15 protein-coding genes are annotated in these 15,215 nt (G+C 33.6%); 2 read left to right on the top strand and 13 right to left on the bottom strand.

Going from position 1 to position 15,215, the window contains the following annotated elements:
• Positions 1-57 precede the first annotated feature (57 nt).
• Complete coding sequence (locus NAMH_RS02885; protein ID WP_012663861.1) at positions 58-615, top strand: rhodanese-like domain-containing protein; 558 nt, start codon at positions 58-60, stop codon at positions 613-615.
• Here NAMH_RS02885 and hypF read toward each other — a convergent pair.
• The 9 genes from hypF to NAMH_RS02840 all read right to left on the bottom strand — a co-directional run bounded on the left by hypF (position 612) and on the right by NAMH_RS02840 (position 11,824).
• A complete protein-coding gene (gene hypF, locus NAMH_RS02880; protein WP_015902666.1) occupies positions 612-2,891 on the bottom strand; it encodes a carbamoyltransferase HypF in 2,280 nt (759 codons plus the stop codon). The two genes, NAMH_RS02885 and hypF, sit on opposite strands and share 4 nt — an antisense overlap.
• Before the next feature lie 119 nt (positions 2,892-3,010).
• Positions 3,011-4,744, bottom strand: coding sequence for a hypothetical protein (locus NAMH_RS02875; RefSeq protein WP_015902586.1), 1,734 nt, complete (start codon positions 4,742-4,744; stop codon positions 3,011-3,013).
• Between the two features lie 76 nt (positions 4,745-4,820).
• Complete coding sequence (locus NAMH_RS02870) at positions 4,821-5,399, bottom strand: HyaD/HybD family hydrogenase maturation endopeptidase (protein ID WP_015902761.1); 579 nt, start codon at positions 5,397-5,399, stop codon at positions 4,821-4,823.
• A gap of 130 nt (positions 5,400-5,529) precedes the next feature.
• Positions 5,530-6,222: a Ni/Fe-hydrogenase, b-type cytochrome subunit gene (gene cybH / locus NAMH_RS02865; RefSeq protein ID WP_015901801.1), complete on the bottom strand. Its 693-nt coding sequence runs from the start codon at positions 6,220-6,222 to the stop codon at positions 5,530-5,532.
• Between the two features lie 10 nt (positions 6,223-6,232).
• Positions 6,233-7,972 (bottom strand): nickel-dependent hydrogenase large subunit, encoded by a 1,740-nt coding sequence (locus tag NAMH_RS02860; protein ID WP_012663540.1) that lies wholly within the window; start codon positions 7,970-7,972, stop codon positions 6,233-6,235.
• A gap of 3 nt (positions 7,973-7,975) precedes the next feature.
• On the bottom strand, positions 7,976-9,109 hold the full coding sequence (locus NAMH_RS02855) for a hydrogenase small subunit (protein WP_015902061.1): 1,134 nt from the start codon (positions 9,107-9,109) through the stop codon (positions 7,976-7,978).
• Positions 9,110-9,203: 94 nt separating this feature from the next.
• The gene (locus tag NAMH_RS02850) at positions 9,204-10,367 is read right to left on the bottom strand and encodes a nickel-dependent hydrogenase large subunit (RefSeq protein ID WP_012663437.1); all 1,164 of its coding nucleotides are present in this window, start codon (positions 10,365-10,367) and stop codon (positions 9,204-9,206) included.
• Positions 10,354-11,235 (bottom strand): NADH-quinone oxidoreductase subunit B family protein, encoded by an 882-nt coding sequence (locus NAMH_RS02845; protein WP_228368695.1) that lies wholly within the window; start codon positions 11,233-11,235, stop codon positions 10,354-10,356. The genes NAMH_RS02850 and NAMH_RS02845 overlap by 14 nt, the downstream gene beginning before the upstream one ends.
• On the bottom strand, positions 11,204-11,824 hold the full coding sequence (locus NAMH_RS02840; RefSeq protein ID WP_015902131.1) for a TetR/AcrR family transcriptional regulator: 621 nt from the start codon (positions 11,822-11,824) through the stop codon (positions 11,204-11,206). The genes NAMH_RS02845 and NAMH_RS02840 overlap by 32 nt, the downstream gene beginning before the upstream one ends.
• 72 nt (positions 11,825-11,896) lie before the next feature.
• On the opposite strand from NAMH_RS02840, the gene hypA reads away from it, so the two are divergent.
• On the top strand, positions 11,897-12,256 hold the full coding sequence (gene hypA / locus NAMH_RS02835; RefSeq protein ID WP_015902770.1) for a hydrogenase maturation nickel metallochaperone HypA: 360 nt from the start codon (positions 11,897-11,899) through the stop codon (positions 12,254-12,256).
• Here the strand turns inward: hypA and NAMH_RS02830 are convergent.
• Genes NAMH_RS02830 through hemN form a run of 4 tightly spaced genes read right to left on the bottom strand, consistent with a single transcriptional unit; the run spans position 12,253 to position 15,198 of the window.
• Entirely contained in the window at positions 12,253-12,546 is a 294-nt protein-coding gene (locus NAMH_RS02830; protein ID WP_015901816.1) for a hypothetical protein, read from the bottom strand. The genes hypA and NAMH_RS02830 overlap by 4 nt on opposite strands.
• Before the next feature lie 25 nt (positions 12,547-12,571).
• A complete protein-coding gene (locus tag NAMH_RS02825; RefSeq protein ID WP_012663975.1) occupies positions 12,572-13,126 on the bottom strand; it encodes a DJ-1 family glyoxalase III in 555 nt (184 codons plus the stop codon).
• Positions 13,126-13,824 (bottom strand): hypothetical protein, encoded by a 699-nt coding sequence (locus NAMH_RS02820; RefSeq protein WP_012663759.1) that lies wholly within the window; start codon positions 13,822-13,824, stop codon positions 13,126-13,128. The genes NAMH_RS02825 and NAMH_RS02820 overlap by 1 nt, the downstream gene beginning before the upstream one ends.
• A 9-nt stretch (positions 13,825-13,833) precedes the next feature.
• A complete protein-coding gene (hemN, locus tag NAMH_RS02815) occupies positions 13,834-15,198 on the bottom strand; it encodes an oxygen-independent coproporphyrinogen III oxidase (protein ID WP_015902208.1) in 1,365 nt (454 codons plus the stop codon).
• Between the last annotated feature and the right edge of the window lie 17 nt (positions 15,199-15,215).

The raw sequence follows: 15,215 nt of genomic DNA, 5'->3' as shown, positions 1-15,215 counted from the left end.
TTTTGTATATACTGAATTATAATTCATTATGGTTAAATAAAAATTAAGGAGGTTATGATGAAATTAAGACATTTAGCATTAGGATTAATGGTAGCAGGAAGTTTTGCGTATGCACACACTTTCAAATTAGCAGATACAATTAAAGGTATGGGACCAAAAGTTGAAGCACTTAACAAAATGTGCCATTCATATGAAAAATATGTAAACTACATCACACCGGATGAATTAAAAGATTGGATGAAAAAAGATAAAGATTTTACCATTGTTGATGTAAGAAGTGTAGATGAAATGAAAGGTGGGGAAATAGACTGGCCTGATTATGATGAATATCCTTTGGGACAGGTACCTGTGTATGCTGCAATGGGTGCATTTAAACCAAATACCGTTTATGTATTCGTATGTGCTACAGGACACAGAGCTGTAATTGCCGGGGGACAGCTTGTTAAATGGTTTGGAATTCCTAAAAAAAATGTATATGTACTTAGAGGCGGTATAAACGGATGGTTAAATACAGGTTATAGTGTTGTTAATAAAGTTACGGAATTTGGAGGATTCTCTAAAGGGCTTAAAGCTGTGGAACATCCTAAAGAGCCTATTATTTTAGACCAGTTCTAAAGATTCCAAATCCCCCAGGCCGTCTGGCCTACGCTTATCCCTCCGTCATTTATAGGAATTGTTTTGTTAAAATAAATCTTTTTATTAGATCTTTTTAATATTTCGCTTAAAAGGGTTTTATTTTGAAAGACCCCTCCTCCTAATATTACATCCAAATCATACATTTCGGATATTTCAACAACACAGTTTGCGATAGAATTTATAAAAACAGACGAAACAAGCTCAAAATCGCCTCTGTTTTTTGCCGCGAAATTTAAAAGTTCAACAAAATCTATCTCTTTTTTTACTCCGCATCCTCTGCTGTCGGCTAAAGAAATATACTCAGCTATTTCAGGATTGTAATATTTCTCAATCAAAAGCCCGCTCATACCTTCCCATTCGTTTCTTTCAATCATACCGGCAAGGTAAGCCACCATATCAAATATTCTTCCCATTGAAGATGTTAAAGGAAACGAACCTTTTGAGAGGTTTTTTGCAAGTTTGCGGTTTTTAAATTTTTCGGCAATTTCGTCATCAAGCAGTGCAACAGCCATATTTGCAGGATTTTTAACGGCTTTTTCACCGCCTATGAGTTTAAACTGTTTAAAATAATGCACTCTTTCATATGTGTGTCTGTTTGCTATAAACACCTCACCGCCCCAGATTGTACCGTCATCACCGTATCCCGTTCCGTCGAAGATAAAAGCGAGGTAATCCCCTTCTAAGTCATATTCGAACATTGTAGCAAGCGCATGCGCATAATGGTGCTGTATCTGATAGATCTTTTTATTTTGTTTCAATGCCCATTTTGTAGATTCATAATAAGGATGCTTATCGCAAATAATAACATCCTCTTCAAAATCATAAAGCCTCCTAAACGTATCAATGGTTCTCTCAAAATATTCAATGCTACCTATTGTTCCGAGATCCCCAATGTGAGGCGAGAGTATAAATTTGTCTTTGAATGAGAGGGAGATGGTGTTTTTTTGATTTGCACCAACACCCAATATATTCAATTGAGAATTGAGAATGGAGAATTGAGAATTATTATTTCTATCAATCTTATCTTTTTCATTTTCCATTGTCCATTTTCCATTGTCCATTTTAAATTTTACATTTTTCATCAATGGAGCATATCCCCTCGCGCATCTCATGGTGATATATTCAAACTCCACAGCCTGAACAACACTGTCGTCACACGCATTGATTATATCCCTGTCGTTATCAAGTATATAATCAACTACATTTCCAAGTTTTTCAACAAGCTCGTTACTGTCTCTAATAATAGGCTCATCTGAAATGTTGGCACTTGTTGCAACTATAGGAAAATCAATATATTCAAAAAGAAGATAATGCACCGGAGTATACGGCAAAAAGACGCCGTATCTGTCGATACCGTCCGCTATTTGCGGCAAATCAACTCTTTTTTTTACAAGAACTATTGGTTTTTCTTTTGAGGTGATAAGTTCTGTATCTTTTGCGCTTAAATCACAGTATTCCTTAATCGTATCCAAATCCTTAAACATCATGGCAAACGGTTTGGTTGGTCTTTGTTTTCTGCGTCTAAGTTCCTTTACCGCCTCTTCATTTGTAGCGTTACACACAAGATGAAACCCTCCAAGCCCCTTTATCGCTACAATTTTTCCTTCTTTTATTTTTTCAGCAATCAATTCAATTTTTTTAATTCTCCATTCTCCATTCTCAATTCTCAATTCTTTCCATGTTCCATTTTCCATTTTCCATTTTACATTTAATTCGGGTCCGCACTCAAAACAGCACGTAGGTTCGGCATGGTATCTTCTATCAAGCGGATTTGTATATTCTTCGTAGCACTTCTCACACATTTTAAATTTTGCCATTGAAGTGTTTTTTCTGTCATAAGGTATATCTTTGATAATAGTATATCTCGGTCCGCAGTTTGTGCAGTTTATGAAAGGAAACAGATAGCGCCTGTTGTTTTTATCAAACATCTCTTTAAGACATTCATCGCATATTGCAATATCAGGAGAAATTGACGTAGTTTTTGTAGTCTGTTTTGATTCTATTATCTCAAAATCAGTGTAGTTTTTTCTTTCAAGTATCTCTTTTTCAATCGTATCTATTCTTGCCAAAGGAGGCAGGTTGTTTTTTAACGTTTCAATAAATTTATTTTGATTTTCACCTTCTATTTCAATAATTACACCGTCGCTTGAATTAAGAACATATCCTTTTAAATCAAGCTCTTTTGCAATTTTATATACAGTTGGTCTAAATCCGACGCCTTGAACTATTCCGTTGATTTTATACTTAATTCTCAACTCAGACCTTTTTAGAAATTTTACAACAATTAAAAAGGAGGAAAAAGGAAAAAAGGAGAAAAAATGAAAAAAGCAACTTGCTTTCTCTGAAATTATAACCTTTTAAAGTTAAAATGACATTAACTTTTACTAAGGATAACAGCACTTCCGAATGCTTCGATGGCTCCGTTCATAGGAAGTGCTTTTGGTGTGAAAGTCGGGAAGTTTTTCTTAATGTTTGTATAAATTTTATTTAAAAATTCACCCTCAAAAAGATCCCCTACAATAACAGCTCCGTTTAGCGGAGATTCTTTATCCACAGTTTCGTATGTATTGCTTAAAAATTCAGCAAAACTCTCAAGCACACCGAAACTGAGTAAATAGTTATCAACTCCCGCAAGTTTAAAGCTCATTGCCGTTCTTATCGCCCATAATGGATCAAGGTTTTTATCTTTCATTTTATAATCGATTCTCGGACCTTTTTTAGCCATTGCTGAGTTCGCGTAAACAAGCAGTTTCTCATACGCATCGTCGACATTGTCTGCAAACCCTAAAACTATCCCGATTAACCCCCATAAATAGGCAATTCCTTTCTTTTTAGTATCAAGACTTGCTTTAATAGCGTTTTCAAAAAGTTCGGGAGCTTTATTTTTAAAGTTTTCGACAAGTTTTTCACCCGTTTCGTTCATAACTTTAATAGTCGCAAATATTTCATTAAAGTCTTCAAATTTAAATTCAAAGTCAATATATTCAACAAGTCCGAATTTCGGTGAATTCATCATGATTTTATTTTCATCTTCTTTGTAAAACGCAAATCCCATAGTAACCTTATTTTCCAGATCCCACTGGTTCATCACACCGAAATACCCGGCAAACGGAAGATTTACATTTGATTCTTTTTCTTCATCGGTTTTATATATAACAGTTTTGTTTTCATTTGATGAAGCGATATATTTAGCGTTATATCCGATTAGATCTTTTCCTAAATATTTTTCAAATTTAGGAAGCAAGCTTCTTTCACCCTTTGCGATTAAAATATCGTGATTTTTCGTATCGGTAACAACTGCTACAGGAATTTCATCTTTATTTGGAACCTCAAATGAAAAATCATCGCTTTTTTCAGTTTTTTTAAGTCCTAAAAGTTTTATATCGCTTTTAATCTCCTCACATAATAGTTCAAGCACCATACAATCAGGAAGTTTTACAAAATATGCTGGATTGGAAAGCCCGAATTCTTTTTTAAAATTAAGATTTGTTTTTAAGTTTACAAGTGGTTTTTCAATACTTCCAAGTGCTTTAGCATCCCCTTCAAAACTCATAAAATACGTTGCTACAGCCGCCAGATCGACTGCAACTATCTGCTCGGCATCTTCAAGGTTCGTAGAAACTTCAAACTTTCCGTTCATTGTCTGAATATAAATTTTGCCTTCACTTTTAAGTTTGTCAGCCAAATCTACAAATTTTTCTTTCCACTTTTCATTTTTCACTGTTAACTTTTCACTTAAACGATATCCGCACACCTCACAGTGATGAAAAGGATTATAATAATTTTCATTTTCAGGATCTTTTACTTCACTCAAACATTTAGGACATGGAGGCAGATTTATCTCAGGAAATTCTCTGTTTAAATCATCCTTAAACTCTTCTACTACTTCAGCATTCAGTGATTTTAGATAAATACTCAAAGGAAGCTCATGTGAAAGTTCTCTTGAAAAATTTTCAATATCTTCTTCGTTACCGTCAATAAAAGCGTATAAGTTTTTCAAATCCCTGCTTAAGCCTATTCTTACGTTTAATCTGTCCGCCACTCTTAAAAGTATTTTTTCTATTACTCCGTTATTACTTTCCAATTCAAAAATAAATTTTAATACCATATTTTTCCTTTATATTTTAATGGTGTTAGTATATTGTTAATGGTTTATAAAGTCAAATTATTAATTAACACCGTGTTTAATTATTTACTTCCATTCCTCTTAGAGACTCTTCAGGCACCCCTCTTTTATACGAATCTTTGGCAACTTGTGTAAGTGTTACTTTCTCGTTTTTAACAACAGGTTCAACACCTAACTTTTTAATCTCATTAATAAGTATTTTTTCCATAAGTTTTGCAGCTTTTTGTACTTCCGGAGTTATACTAAACGTAGTATCTTCACCGATTACGTAAGGAACTACTCCGATAATTTTAGTTTCAGGCAAGTCACCCATCATTTCAATCATCTGTAGAGTTTGAAGCATTTCAACTTCATGTGCACTTCCCTGCCAGCTCACACACTCAGGCACATCTCTGAAATCAAAGAAATACACATCCCCTATATTTGCTTCATCGACATCCACACAGTCAAAAATAAACACTTTATCATAATCCGTAATAATCGGTATCAGTCTTTGAGCAAGAGTTCCGCCGTCAATTATATCTACCTGATGAGGACCCTTAAACTCATATTTTTCATCAATAAAATTTGCCAAATGCACACCTATTCCCTCATCTCCGAATAGAATATTCCCTATACCTAAAACTAATATTTTCATAACAACCTTTCTTTATATGGAAAATTAGACAATGGAAAATGGAAAATCAATATAAATTAAAGAAGAAATTTTAATCTTTCCATTTTACATTGTCCATTGTAAAATTAAATTTCCCCAAAGGGGAAAGAAATTAATGGTCTTCTTTTTCCCATTTCATTCCTGAGAAAATCGCATCCATACCACCGTTTTTACCAAATACTGCATTATATACAGCCATATAAATGTGGATGAATACTACTACAATAATAGCCCACATGAAAATGTGATGCCAGATTCTTACGTATGCCAATCCTCCAAAGAATGTTTCAACAGATTTAGCTAACGGATAGAAAAACGCTCCAAGTCCGTTATGATACACTTCAGCATAAAGTGCAAGCCCTGTTAAAATAATTCCGTAGAAAAATACATAAAGCATACTATACGCCCAGAATTGTAACGGGTTATAAACACCTTTTGTATGTGGGTGTTTTGCAATTAATAGATAATATCCAACTTGTTGGAGAGCCACTTTAATATTAAACGCATCCTTTAGTGAAGCTCTTTCGTATTTTCCTTCTCTGAAAAAGAAAAAGAAAAACGTTTTATATAAAACGGCACCTATCATTGCAAAACCGAAAATAATATGCCATTCTCTTAAATATGCCTGTAAAAATCTTGTAGGTTCAGGCGACACATTTGCATATGTAATAAAAGGATTTGCAATATAAAATCCTGTTGCGATAAGAGCAAAGATTGAAATTGCCCTTATCCAGTGCTGCCATCTATACCCGGCAGAAAACTCAATTCCTCCCAGATATTCTCCCATTGGTTTTAAAAATTTCATGGTTCACTCCTTAACATGCGCCATATAGCGGATCTACTTTAAACTCACCTAATTTTTTACCTTTTACATCCATTACGTGAACCGCACATGCAATACATGGGTCATATGAATGAATACTTCTGATTACTTCAAGAGGTTTTGCTGGATCAGCTAAAGTCATACCGATTAGGTTTGCTTCATATGCACCTTTTTTACCTCTACCGTCTTCCGGACCTGCATTCCATGTAGATGGAACTACAGCCTGCCAGTTTTCGATTTTTCCGTTTTTAATTCTACACCAGTGAGATAACATACCTCTTGGAACGTCACCGATGAATCTACCTTTATATTCTTTAGTTTCATCAATTACATATGGCGCAACTGTAGTTTGATCTTTTTTAAGGTTTTCAACTAAGTTGTTGAATGCCTCTAAACCGTAATCAGCAATTGTTTTAGTTTGTAACATTCTCGCTGCTGTTCTTCCAAGTACTGTAAATAGTGCTTCTGCAGGAAGACCAGTTTGAGCTAAGAATTCATTTACAACTTTTTGAACTTTTTTGTTACCTGCCGCATAGTTAACTACCATACATGCAAGCGGTCCAACTTCCATTGGCTCTTCATTGTATCTTGGTGATTTAATCCAAGAATATTTACCTTTTTCGTTAACAACTTTAGTTTTAACGATATTTCCTTGACCGTCTACACTTTCACCTTCTACATATCCTGTATATTCAGGTTCAGTTGTTTCATCATATGGATGAGTAGGATTATCAAGGTTTTTGTACCAACTGTGTGTTGCTTCTTCTGTAATTTTGCTTTCATCAATTTCATAGAATTTAGTTAAGTCATGGTTTTTAATATAACCACAAGCATCAAATAACCAAGAATTTGGCCCTGTTTGCATAGTTTTATATGTTAGGAAATTACCAAGGTTTGTTTTTTGAACAACACTTGGTTCAGTACCGTATGCGCTTGCAGCCATTACGATATCTGCATAATATGCTCTGTTTACATAATCAGCTAATTCTTGGAATTTAGTTAGGTATTCTCCAAGTCTTGCAGGATCTTGTAAATCCATAACACAAGTAACACCACCAACAGTTAAACTTTGTGGATGTGGGTTTTTACCACCGAAAATAGCCATCATTTGAGCTGCAATTCTTTGCATTTCAAGTGTTTTTAAATAATGGCTTAGAGCAATTAGGTTTTGCTCAGGTGTAAATTTCATAGTTTTGTGTCCCCAGTATCCGTTTTTAAACGGTCCTAAGTCACCTTTTTCAGCGAATTTAGATACTCTCTTTTGAACTTCTCTTAATTCGTCTTCACCAGTTGCAATCGGGTTGTATCCTTTTGGAACATATTTGAATGCTTCTTCGCTTGCTTTTTTAGGATCTGCTTTAAGTGCACTAATAATATCAACCCAGTCAAGTGCGTGTAGTTGATAAAAATGAACGATATGATCATGGAAAAATAGTGCGAAATCCATTAATGTTCTTGTAAGTAATGCATTTAGTGGAGGTTTGATTCCTAATGCATCTTCAACAGCTGTAATACCAGCTTTGTAGTGAGAATATGTACATACCCCACAGATTCTTTGAGTCATAAATCCTGCATCTCTTGGATCTCTTCCTTTTAGAATAACTTCTATACCTCTCCAAAGTGTCGCACTTGAGAAAGCGTTTGTAATTTTATTGTTTTCATCTACAACTACTTCAACTCTCAAGTGACCTTCGATTCTTGTTATCGGGTCAATTACTACTCTTTTTGCCATTTATTACTCCTTAGGATTTTTAATTGCGCTAAGTGCTGCATGTGCTGCAATTGCCACACCAGCTACTGTTAAAATTGTTACACCGTAACTATCAGCTGTTGCATCAGCAAGCGGTGAATCATATTTTTTGTTTGCAAGAGGTTCTTCATACGGAGCCATAGAATCCCAGAAATCAGGTTCACTACATCCGATACAACCGTGTCCTGCTTGAACCGGCCAAGATGTATGCTGGTTAAATCTCTCTCTACTACAGTTATTAAATGTATAAGGACCTTTACATCCTACTTTATATAAACAGAATCCGTTTTCAGCACCCGCATCACCGAACTGTTCTACGAATTCACCTGCATCAAAGTGCCCTCTTCTTTCACAAAGATCGTGAATTCTTAATCCGTATGCAAATTTAGGTCTGTTGAAGTTATCAACTGCAGGTAAAGCACCGAAAAGAATTACATAAAGAATTGTACCAACAATATTTTTAGCACTTGGAGGACATCCAGGTACGTTAATTACTGGCTTGTTAATTACTTGATATACACCTTTTGCCCCTGTTGGGTTTGGTGCTGCAGCTTGGATACCACCGAAGCTTGAACAAGTACCAACAGAAATTACTGCAGCCGCATCATTTGCAGCTCTTGTTAATAATTCAAGTCCTGTTTCAGCATGTGGTCCCATAGTTAAATATTGTCCGTCCATATTTGTAGGGATACCACCTTCAACACAAAGGATATATCTACCTTTGAATTTTTCCATACCTTCTTTTAAGTTTTCTTCAGCTTGCCATCCGGCTGCTGCCATGATAGTATCATGATATTGAAGATTGATATAATTGAAGATTAAGTTGTCAATTGTTGGAGCATCACTTCTAATTAAACTTTCACTACATCCGGTACATTCCGCCATATTTAACCAAATAACAGGAAGTCTGTCACTAACTTCTGCCGCTTCAGCGATTAGCGGTGTAAAAGATGTTGGAAGGCTTAACATTGCAGCCATTGCTGCAGACCATTTTAGAAAATCCCTTCTTGTAAATCCACTGTCTTCAAGCATTTTAGAAACGCTTTTCTCTCCCATTCCCGGAAGTTTTTTGAGAGCTTCTATTCTCTCTTTTACTTTTTGTAAAGTTGCTTCATTCATTTTGTCCCTCCGAAATAAATTTGCTCAGTGTTAATTATACATAAATAAATATTCATTTTTCAATAGATATAAAAAAATTTTATACTATTCTTTTTTAATGAGACATACAAACGGCACAAATATCGAAGCATCTAAAAACGGAGTCAACATAAGCAATATCTTCATTCATAAGCGCCGCTTGTGCAGGTGAAGGATTTTCTTTAGTAGATGAAGCGAGGTTAAATTGAGTAGGTACGACAATATTATAATAATCAATCTTTTCGTTTTTAATTGAAATTTCGTGAATCAGACTTCCTCTTGGAGCTTCTACAGCTACTATTGCTTTACCGTTTCTTACATTTGGTTTTAAAAATGACGGTTCACATAAATCCACTTCACTTAATTTCTGTTCTATATAATCGAGTAATAATAAAGGTTCATATATCCTTGCACACATACGTGTATATATTGAATCTGAGTAAATATCATAAATTTTTTTTATATTTTTGTTTTTGTTGATTATCATTCTTGCCAAAGGCCCAACTTCGTAATATTCATTATTATATAAAGCATTTTTACTTAACGATTTATTTCTTTCTTCTTTTACATTTTTATAATCACCATTACTTTTAAAAATATTTGATTCACCGAGAACTAAAAATTTATTCAAACTTTTTCCAATATCTTTTGGAAGATTCTCAAAAAACCTTTCTAAATCGTGAGAAGTTAAATTCTCATCCATAATTTCTTTAATATATTCTTCTTTTATTTCTTTAATTAGATCTTTTAAACGCATTATTTCCATATATGTAGGATCACATGTAACTCCGCCCGGTACCATATACGAATTATGTGGAAACTGTCCTGCAAGGATCGCTATTGCTTTTGATATTTTTGATGAAAACTTAACAGCTTTAAATAAGTATTCTTTATCTTTTATTTGTGTAGGATATATTGTAATATAAAACCATTTTATATGATTTTCCACAATCTCGAGAAGAGATGTAACTTCCCTGAAAATCTGCGCTTTTTTAGAAATTTTCGCTTTAAATACTTTTTCAATGACTTTTACTGTAGCATGTAAATGAGAATGACCGCAAATCCCGCATACTCTGGGATTGATAACCAATGCATCCATATAGTTTTTATTTTTCAAATATTCTTCAATTCCATGATATTGCCAAAACTCAATCTGAACAAAATCAATCTTTTTGTCACCTTCAATTTTTAAAGTTGCTTCTCCTTCGATTTTATTTATTATTTTTTTATTTATCTTCATTATTATCCCCGCATTTATAATTTATAAGTTTACAACTTAATCTTTCGTTATTGAGACTTTTTGCTATTCCGCTCAAAGTTAAATACGCTCTTTTACTAACACCTAAAGGAATATTTGCAGGTATTCCCATGAAAGTATCGGTTTTAAAAAGGTCATTTTTAGGGAAATTAGGTTCAGTACACCCAAAGCAAGGAGTTCCGGCTCTTGGTTTGGAACTTACCTCATTCCAAAGTACTTTATTGCAACTACTATGTGTAAAAGGGCCTTGACAACCTTGAAAATAAAAAAGGCACCCTTCTTTAGTTCCGAAATTTTCTGCATCAATTTTCCATTCGAAATATTCGTTTCTTGTGCACCCCATATGTGAAGTGTAAGCAAAAATATCTTTGGGTCTATTTAAATCATCAAGTGCAATTTTTTTATTTTCACTGATCATATCCAATACAAATGCGATCCAGTCAGGATGAGGAGGACACCCGGGAAGATTTATTATTTTATCTCTACATTTATAATAATGACCTTTTTGTTCTTTATTATACATAAGGCCTTCACCAAACATTCCTCCGTATACTGCGCATGTACCAAGAGCAAGTACTTTTTTTGCTTTAAAAAAAAGTTTGGAAATAAGTTCATTTAATGAATAGCCAAGTCTTGGATAATTGTTTTTTAAAGCACCTTCAACTATTAATAAATCACATTGTTTTATTTCCAAATCATTAGAAAGAAAAAGAGGATGATATTCGAAATTAACTTTTTCAAAAAGAGAAGAAATCTCTTTATAGTTTAAAAAAGAGTGTGTACAACCATAACAAGTTACAGCGTCAATCCATATAACATTAAGCTTTGAGAGCATTGTAAATATTCTCACTTACAGGCTCAACATATTCAAGCAGAGGTTTTGAAAGGATACCTTCTTTATTTAAAAAGGCAAGTCCGCCTACGTACCCCATAAACAGACCGAATGCCGCAAAAAAGTCCTGATTTTTCAATTCTTTTTTTCTAACCCCTTCTTCAAAGAAGATCATTATTTCAGTTACAAATGCCGATACACAAAGCATTCCTTCGCAACCGTTTGCAAAAATTTCTTTATTTGATAAATATACTCTCATAAAATAATCAACAAGCTCGGGCTCGTTAAGCGCCATATTAAAATATAGTTCAACTATTTTCTTGATTTTTTCCTTACTTGATATATCCATTTCGTTGATTTTTCTAATTTCATCTCCAAATTTTTTAGAAGTATAGATTAAAAGTTCTTTCGCAAGTGATTCTTTAGAAGGAAAGTAATTATACATATTCCCGACGCTCATTCCCATTTCTTTTGCAATATCCGCAATCGTTGTATTATAAAAACCCTGCTTGGCAAAAAGATTAAGAGCCGTTTTCATTATTAATTCTTTTTTTTCTTCTTTACTCACTTTTACGCCTTTTTTTCTATTATTATAATATAATTTCATAAAGATATCGTTTCACAATAACTTTTTATTATAAAAAAGTACATTTTTTTTACAATAATTAAAGGATTTTCCATGCATGAATATTCAATCGTAGACTCTTTACTTCAATTAGCGGAAGAAAATGCTAAAAAACACAATGCTAAATTTGTAACAAAACTTGAAATTAAAATAGGTATATTAAGCGGTGTTGAACCGGATCTTTTAAAAACAGCATTCGAAACATTTAAAGAAGGGACCATGTGTGAAAATGCTGAATTCATAATGCATATACAACCTGTGGTAGTAGAGTGCAAAGATTGCGGAAAAACGAGTGAATTAAAAAAAGATGAGTATCTGTGCCCGCACTGTAATTCTCCACATATTAAAATCATAGATGGTGAAGACATGTATTTAATGTCTATGGAACTGGAAACAGACGAAGAAGACTCCTAATAAATTTTAGGAGCTATTTTAATTTCAAACAAGTTTCTTTTTATATAAAGATTTCCACTTGCCGGGTCAAACTCAACTTCTTCTGGCAAAAACTCGTTTATTTCCTCAATACCGTTAAACGTAATTTTTCTTTCAAAAAACTTTTCTATAATAACCGGTGCATTATAAATTTTCGTTTCATTTCCGAAATGGTACTCAAGCATAGCATCAAATTCGCAAAATTCTTCAAATTCCCTCATTTTTGAATGCCAGTTTTCAAGGAAAAAATCAAGTGCTTCTAATCCTCTCATTTTCCCCTCCTTTAAAAAATTTCAACTAACAAAAGTCTGCTAAAAGACCTGCTTTAAGCTGTTTATAAACTTCATCACCAGCAAATTTTTTAACAATCTCCAGACCGAAACATATTGCAGTCCCCGGACCTTTAGATGTTAACACATTTTTATCTTCGACTACTTTTGCATCACTCACATAGCCTTCTTTTCTGATGTTTCCTTCCCATCCGGGATATGCAGTATAGTTGTCTTTAAGTACTCCGGCTTTTTCCAAAGCATAAGGTGCCGCACAAATTGCTCCTACGTATTTACCTTTTTTATCCATTTCTTTTAGAAGGTTTTGAGTAGCTTCGTCTTCTGCGAGGTTAATTGCTCCAGGGAGTCCTCCGGGAAGCACTACTAAATCAAGATCATCAGCATTAACAAGTTCTATTTTGGTATCCGGAATCACTCTTACATTGTGAGCTCCGTAAATCACATCGCCTCCGACTCCGGCAACGATTACGTTCAATCCTCCTCTTCTCATTACATCAATCAAACTCATGGCTTCAATTTCTTCAAATCCATTAGCCAAAGGAACACATACATTTACAGCCATTATCCCTCCTTATTTTGAATTTTCACCCTTTTAAAAGGATAATCATCCGTGTCTTTCAATATTATACCAAATGTGCCTTTTAGATCTTTTAATTTGTGAAGTTTTTTATTTTCACCATCTACTAATATTTCAAGACTTTTTATTTTATTTGCAATTACAAACTGTTGAGAACATAATATTTCATCCTCTTTAACAACAAACCTGTCGGAACAACAGTAAACCACACTTCCGTCAAACGTATCAAGCTCTTCTATTTCGTCGAGTTCAATTTCATACTCTTTTTCCACTTCTACAATCTCTTCCAAAATAGGATCACTCGGTTCAAAAAACACAGGAAGGTCTATTCCCTCAATCTCAAACCCTGCAAAATCTCTTAACAAACATAAAAATTTTTTAATATTCTCAAGTTTTGGATGTAAAAGAACATCTTTTCCTATTAAAATTTTACCTTTTTGTAGCTTTTCAAGGTCAAATTCATCAAAATTGCTTTCACCAAAAAGATATCCGTCATCCATTTCATCGAAATACTCTTTTACCTTTTCAGGCACATTATCATATGTAAAATGTTTGGCAATAAGCGCAATAACAGCCTCTTCAGCCATAGGCTCATATGCTATACTTTCTTTATATTTTACAGGATGTAAAAAAACATCTGCTTTAATATCTTTTAAAGGCAGGTTACCTATTGAAATAATCATTTTTTTTCCTTAAACTGATTTTGAAAACACTTTCTGGTTAGCCATTTTTTTGAAATATTCATCAAACGGAAGTACAATGTTTCTTATTAAAAGACTTCCTGTTTTGTTTACTTTTATCTTTTCAGGTGTAATTTCCACAAGACCTTCATCAACGAATTCCTGAAGTTCTTTTACCTCGTCTTTGAATTTATCAAAGAAATTAATTCCAAATTTATTTTCAAACCTTTTAATATCAAAACTGAAATTAGCCATCATTTCCATAATAATATATTTTCTGATTTTATCTTCTTCACTGAGTATCACACCTCTGAATACCGGGATTTTACCTTCATCAACTGCTTTTTCATAATTTTTCAAATCTTTATAATTTTGCATATATACATCTTCAGTTTCGCCGATTGATGTAAGTCCCACACCTATTAAATCGGCACCTCCTTTTGTTGTATATCCTTGGAAGTTTCTGTGAAGTTCACCTTTTTCTATTGCTTTAAAAAGTTCATCTTCAGGTTTAGCAAAATGATCCATTCCAACCATTATATATCCGTTGTTTTCAAAAAAATCTATTACATATTTAAATATTTTAAGTTTCTCTTCGGGACTCGGAAGAGTTGTTTCATCAATCTTTCTCATACCTTTCTTCATCCAAGGAACATGTGCGTAATTAAATACAGCAAGTCTGTCAGGATTTAATTTAAGCACTAAATCAAGAGTCTTTTTAAATGTCTCAAGCGACTGATATGGTAGTCCGTAAATAAGATCAATATTTATTGAATTAATACCGGCTTCTCTCGCAATATCTACTGCTTCTTTTGTAAGATCAAAAGGCTGAATTCTGTTTACCGCTTTTTGAGTTTCTTCATTAAAGTCCTGTACACCGAAACTAATTCTATTTACTCCGAATTCTTTCATTACGTCCATATGTTCGCGTGAGAAAAATCTCGGATCGATTTCAACACTTATTTCAGCGTCTTTTTCATAGTTTTTAAAATGTTTTTTAATAAGCGCATAAACCTCAGCAAGTTCTTCTGGAGTAAAAAACGTAGGAGTTCCTCCACCAAAATGTACTTGTCTTACAACTCTGCTCGTATCAAGATGTTTACTTAAAGTTTCAAGTTCTTTTTCAAGATATTCGATATATTTTGTTCTTTTATCCGCTTTTGACGTATATATTACATTACATCCACAAAAATAACATGCACTTTTACAAAACGGAAGGTGAAAATAAAGGCTTAATGGTTTATCGCTTTTTAAAAAAGGTAAAATTTCATCTTCACTTAAATCTTTAAACTCTACAGCCGTAGGATAACTTGTATATCGTGGCGCATGTCTACTGAATTTGCTTAATTTTTTAAAATCAATTTTTTCGTTTGTCATATTATCTCTCCATTTTT

The sequence above is a fragment of the Nautilia profundicola AmH genome, assembly GCF_000021725.1.
Taxonomy (GTDB): domain Bacteria; phylum Campylobacterota; class Campylobacteria; order Campylobacterales; family Nautiliaceae; genus Nautilia; species Nautilia profundicola.
The sequence above is the reverse complement of the archived record's forward strand: the minus strand, read 5'-3'. Positions and strand labels throughout refer to the sequence as shown.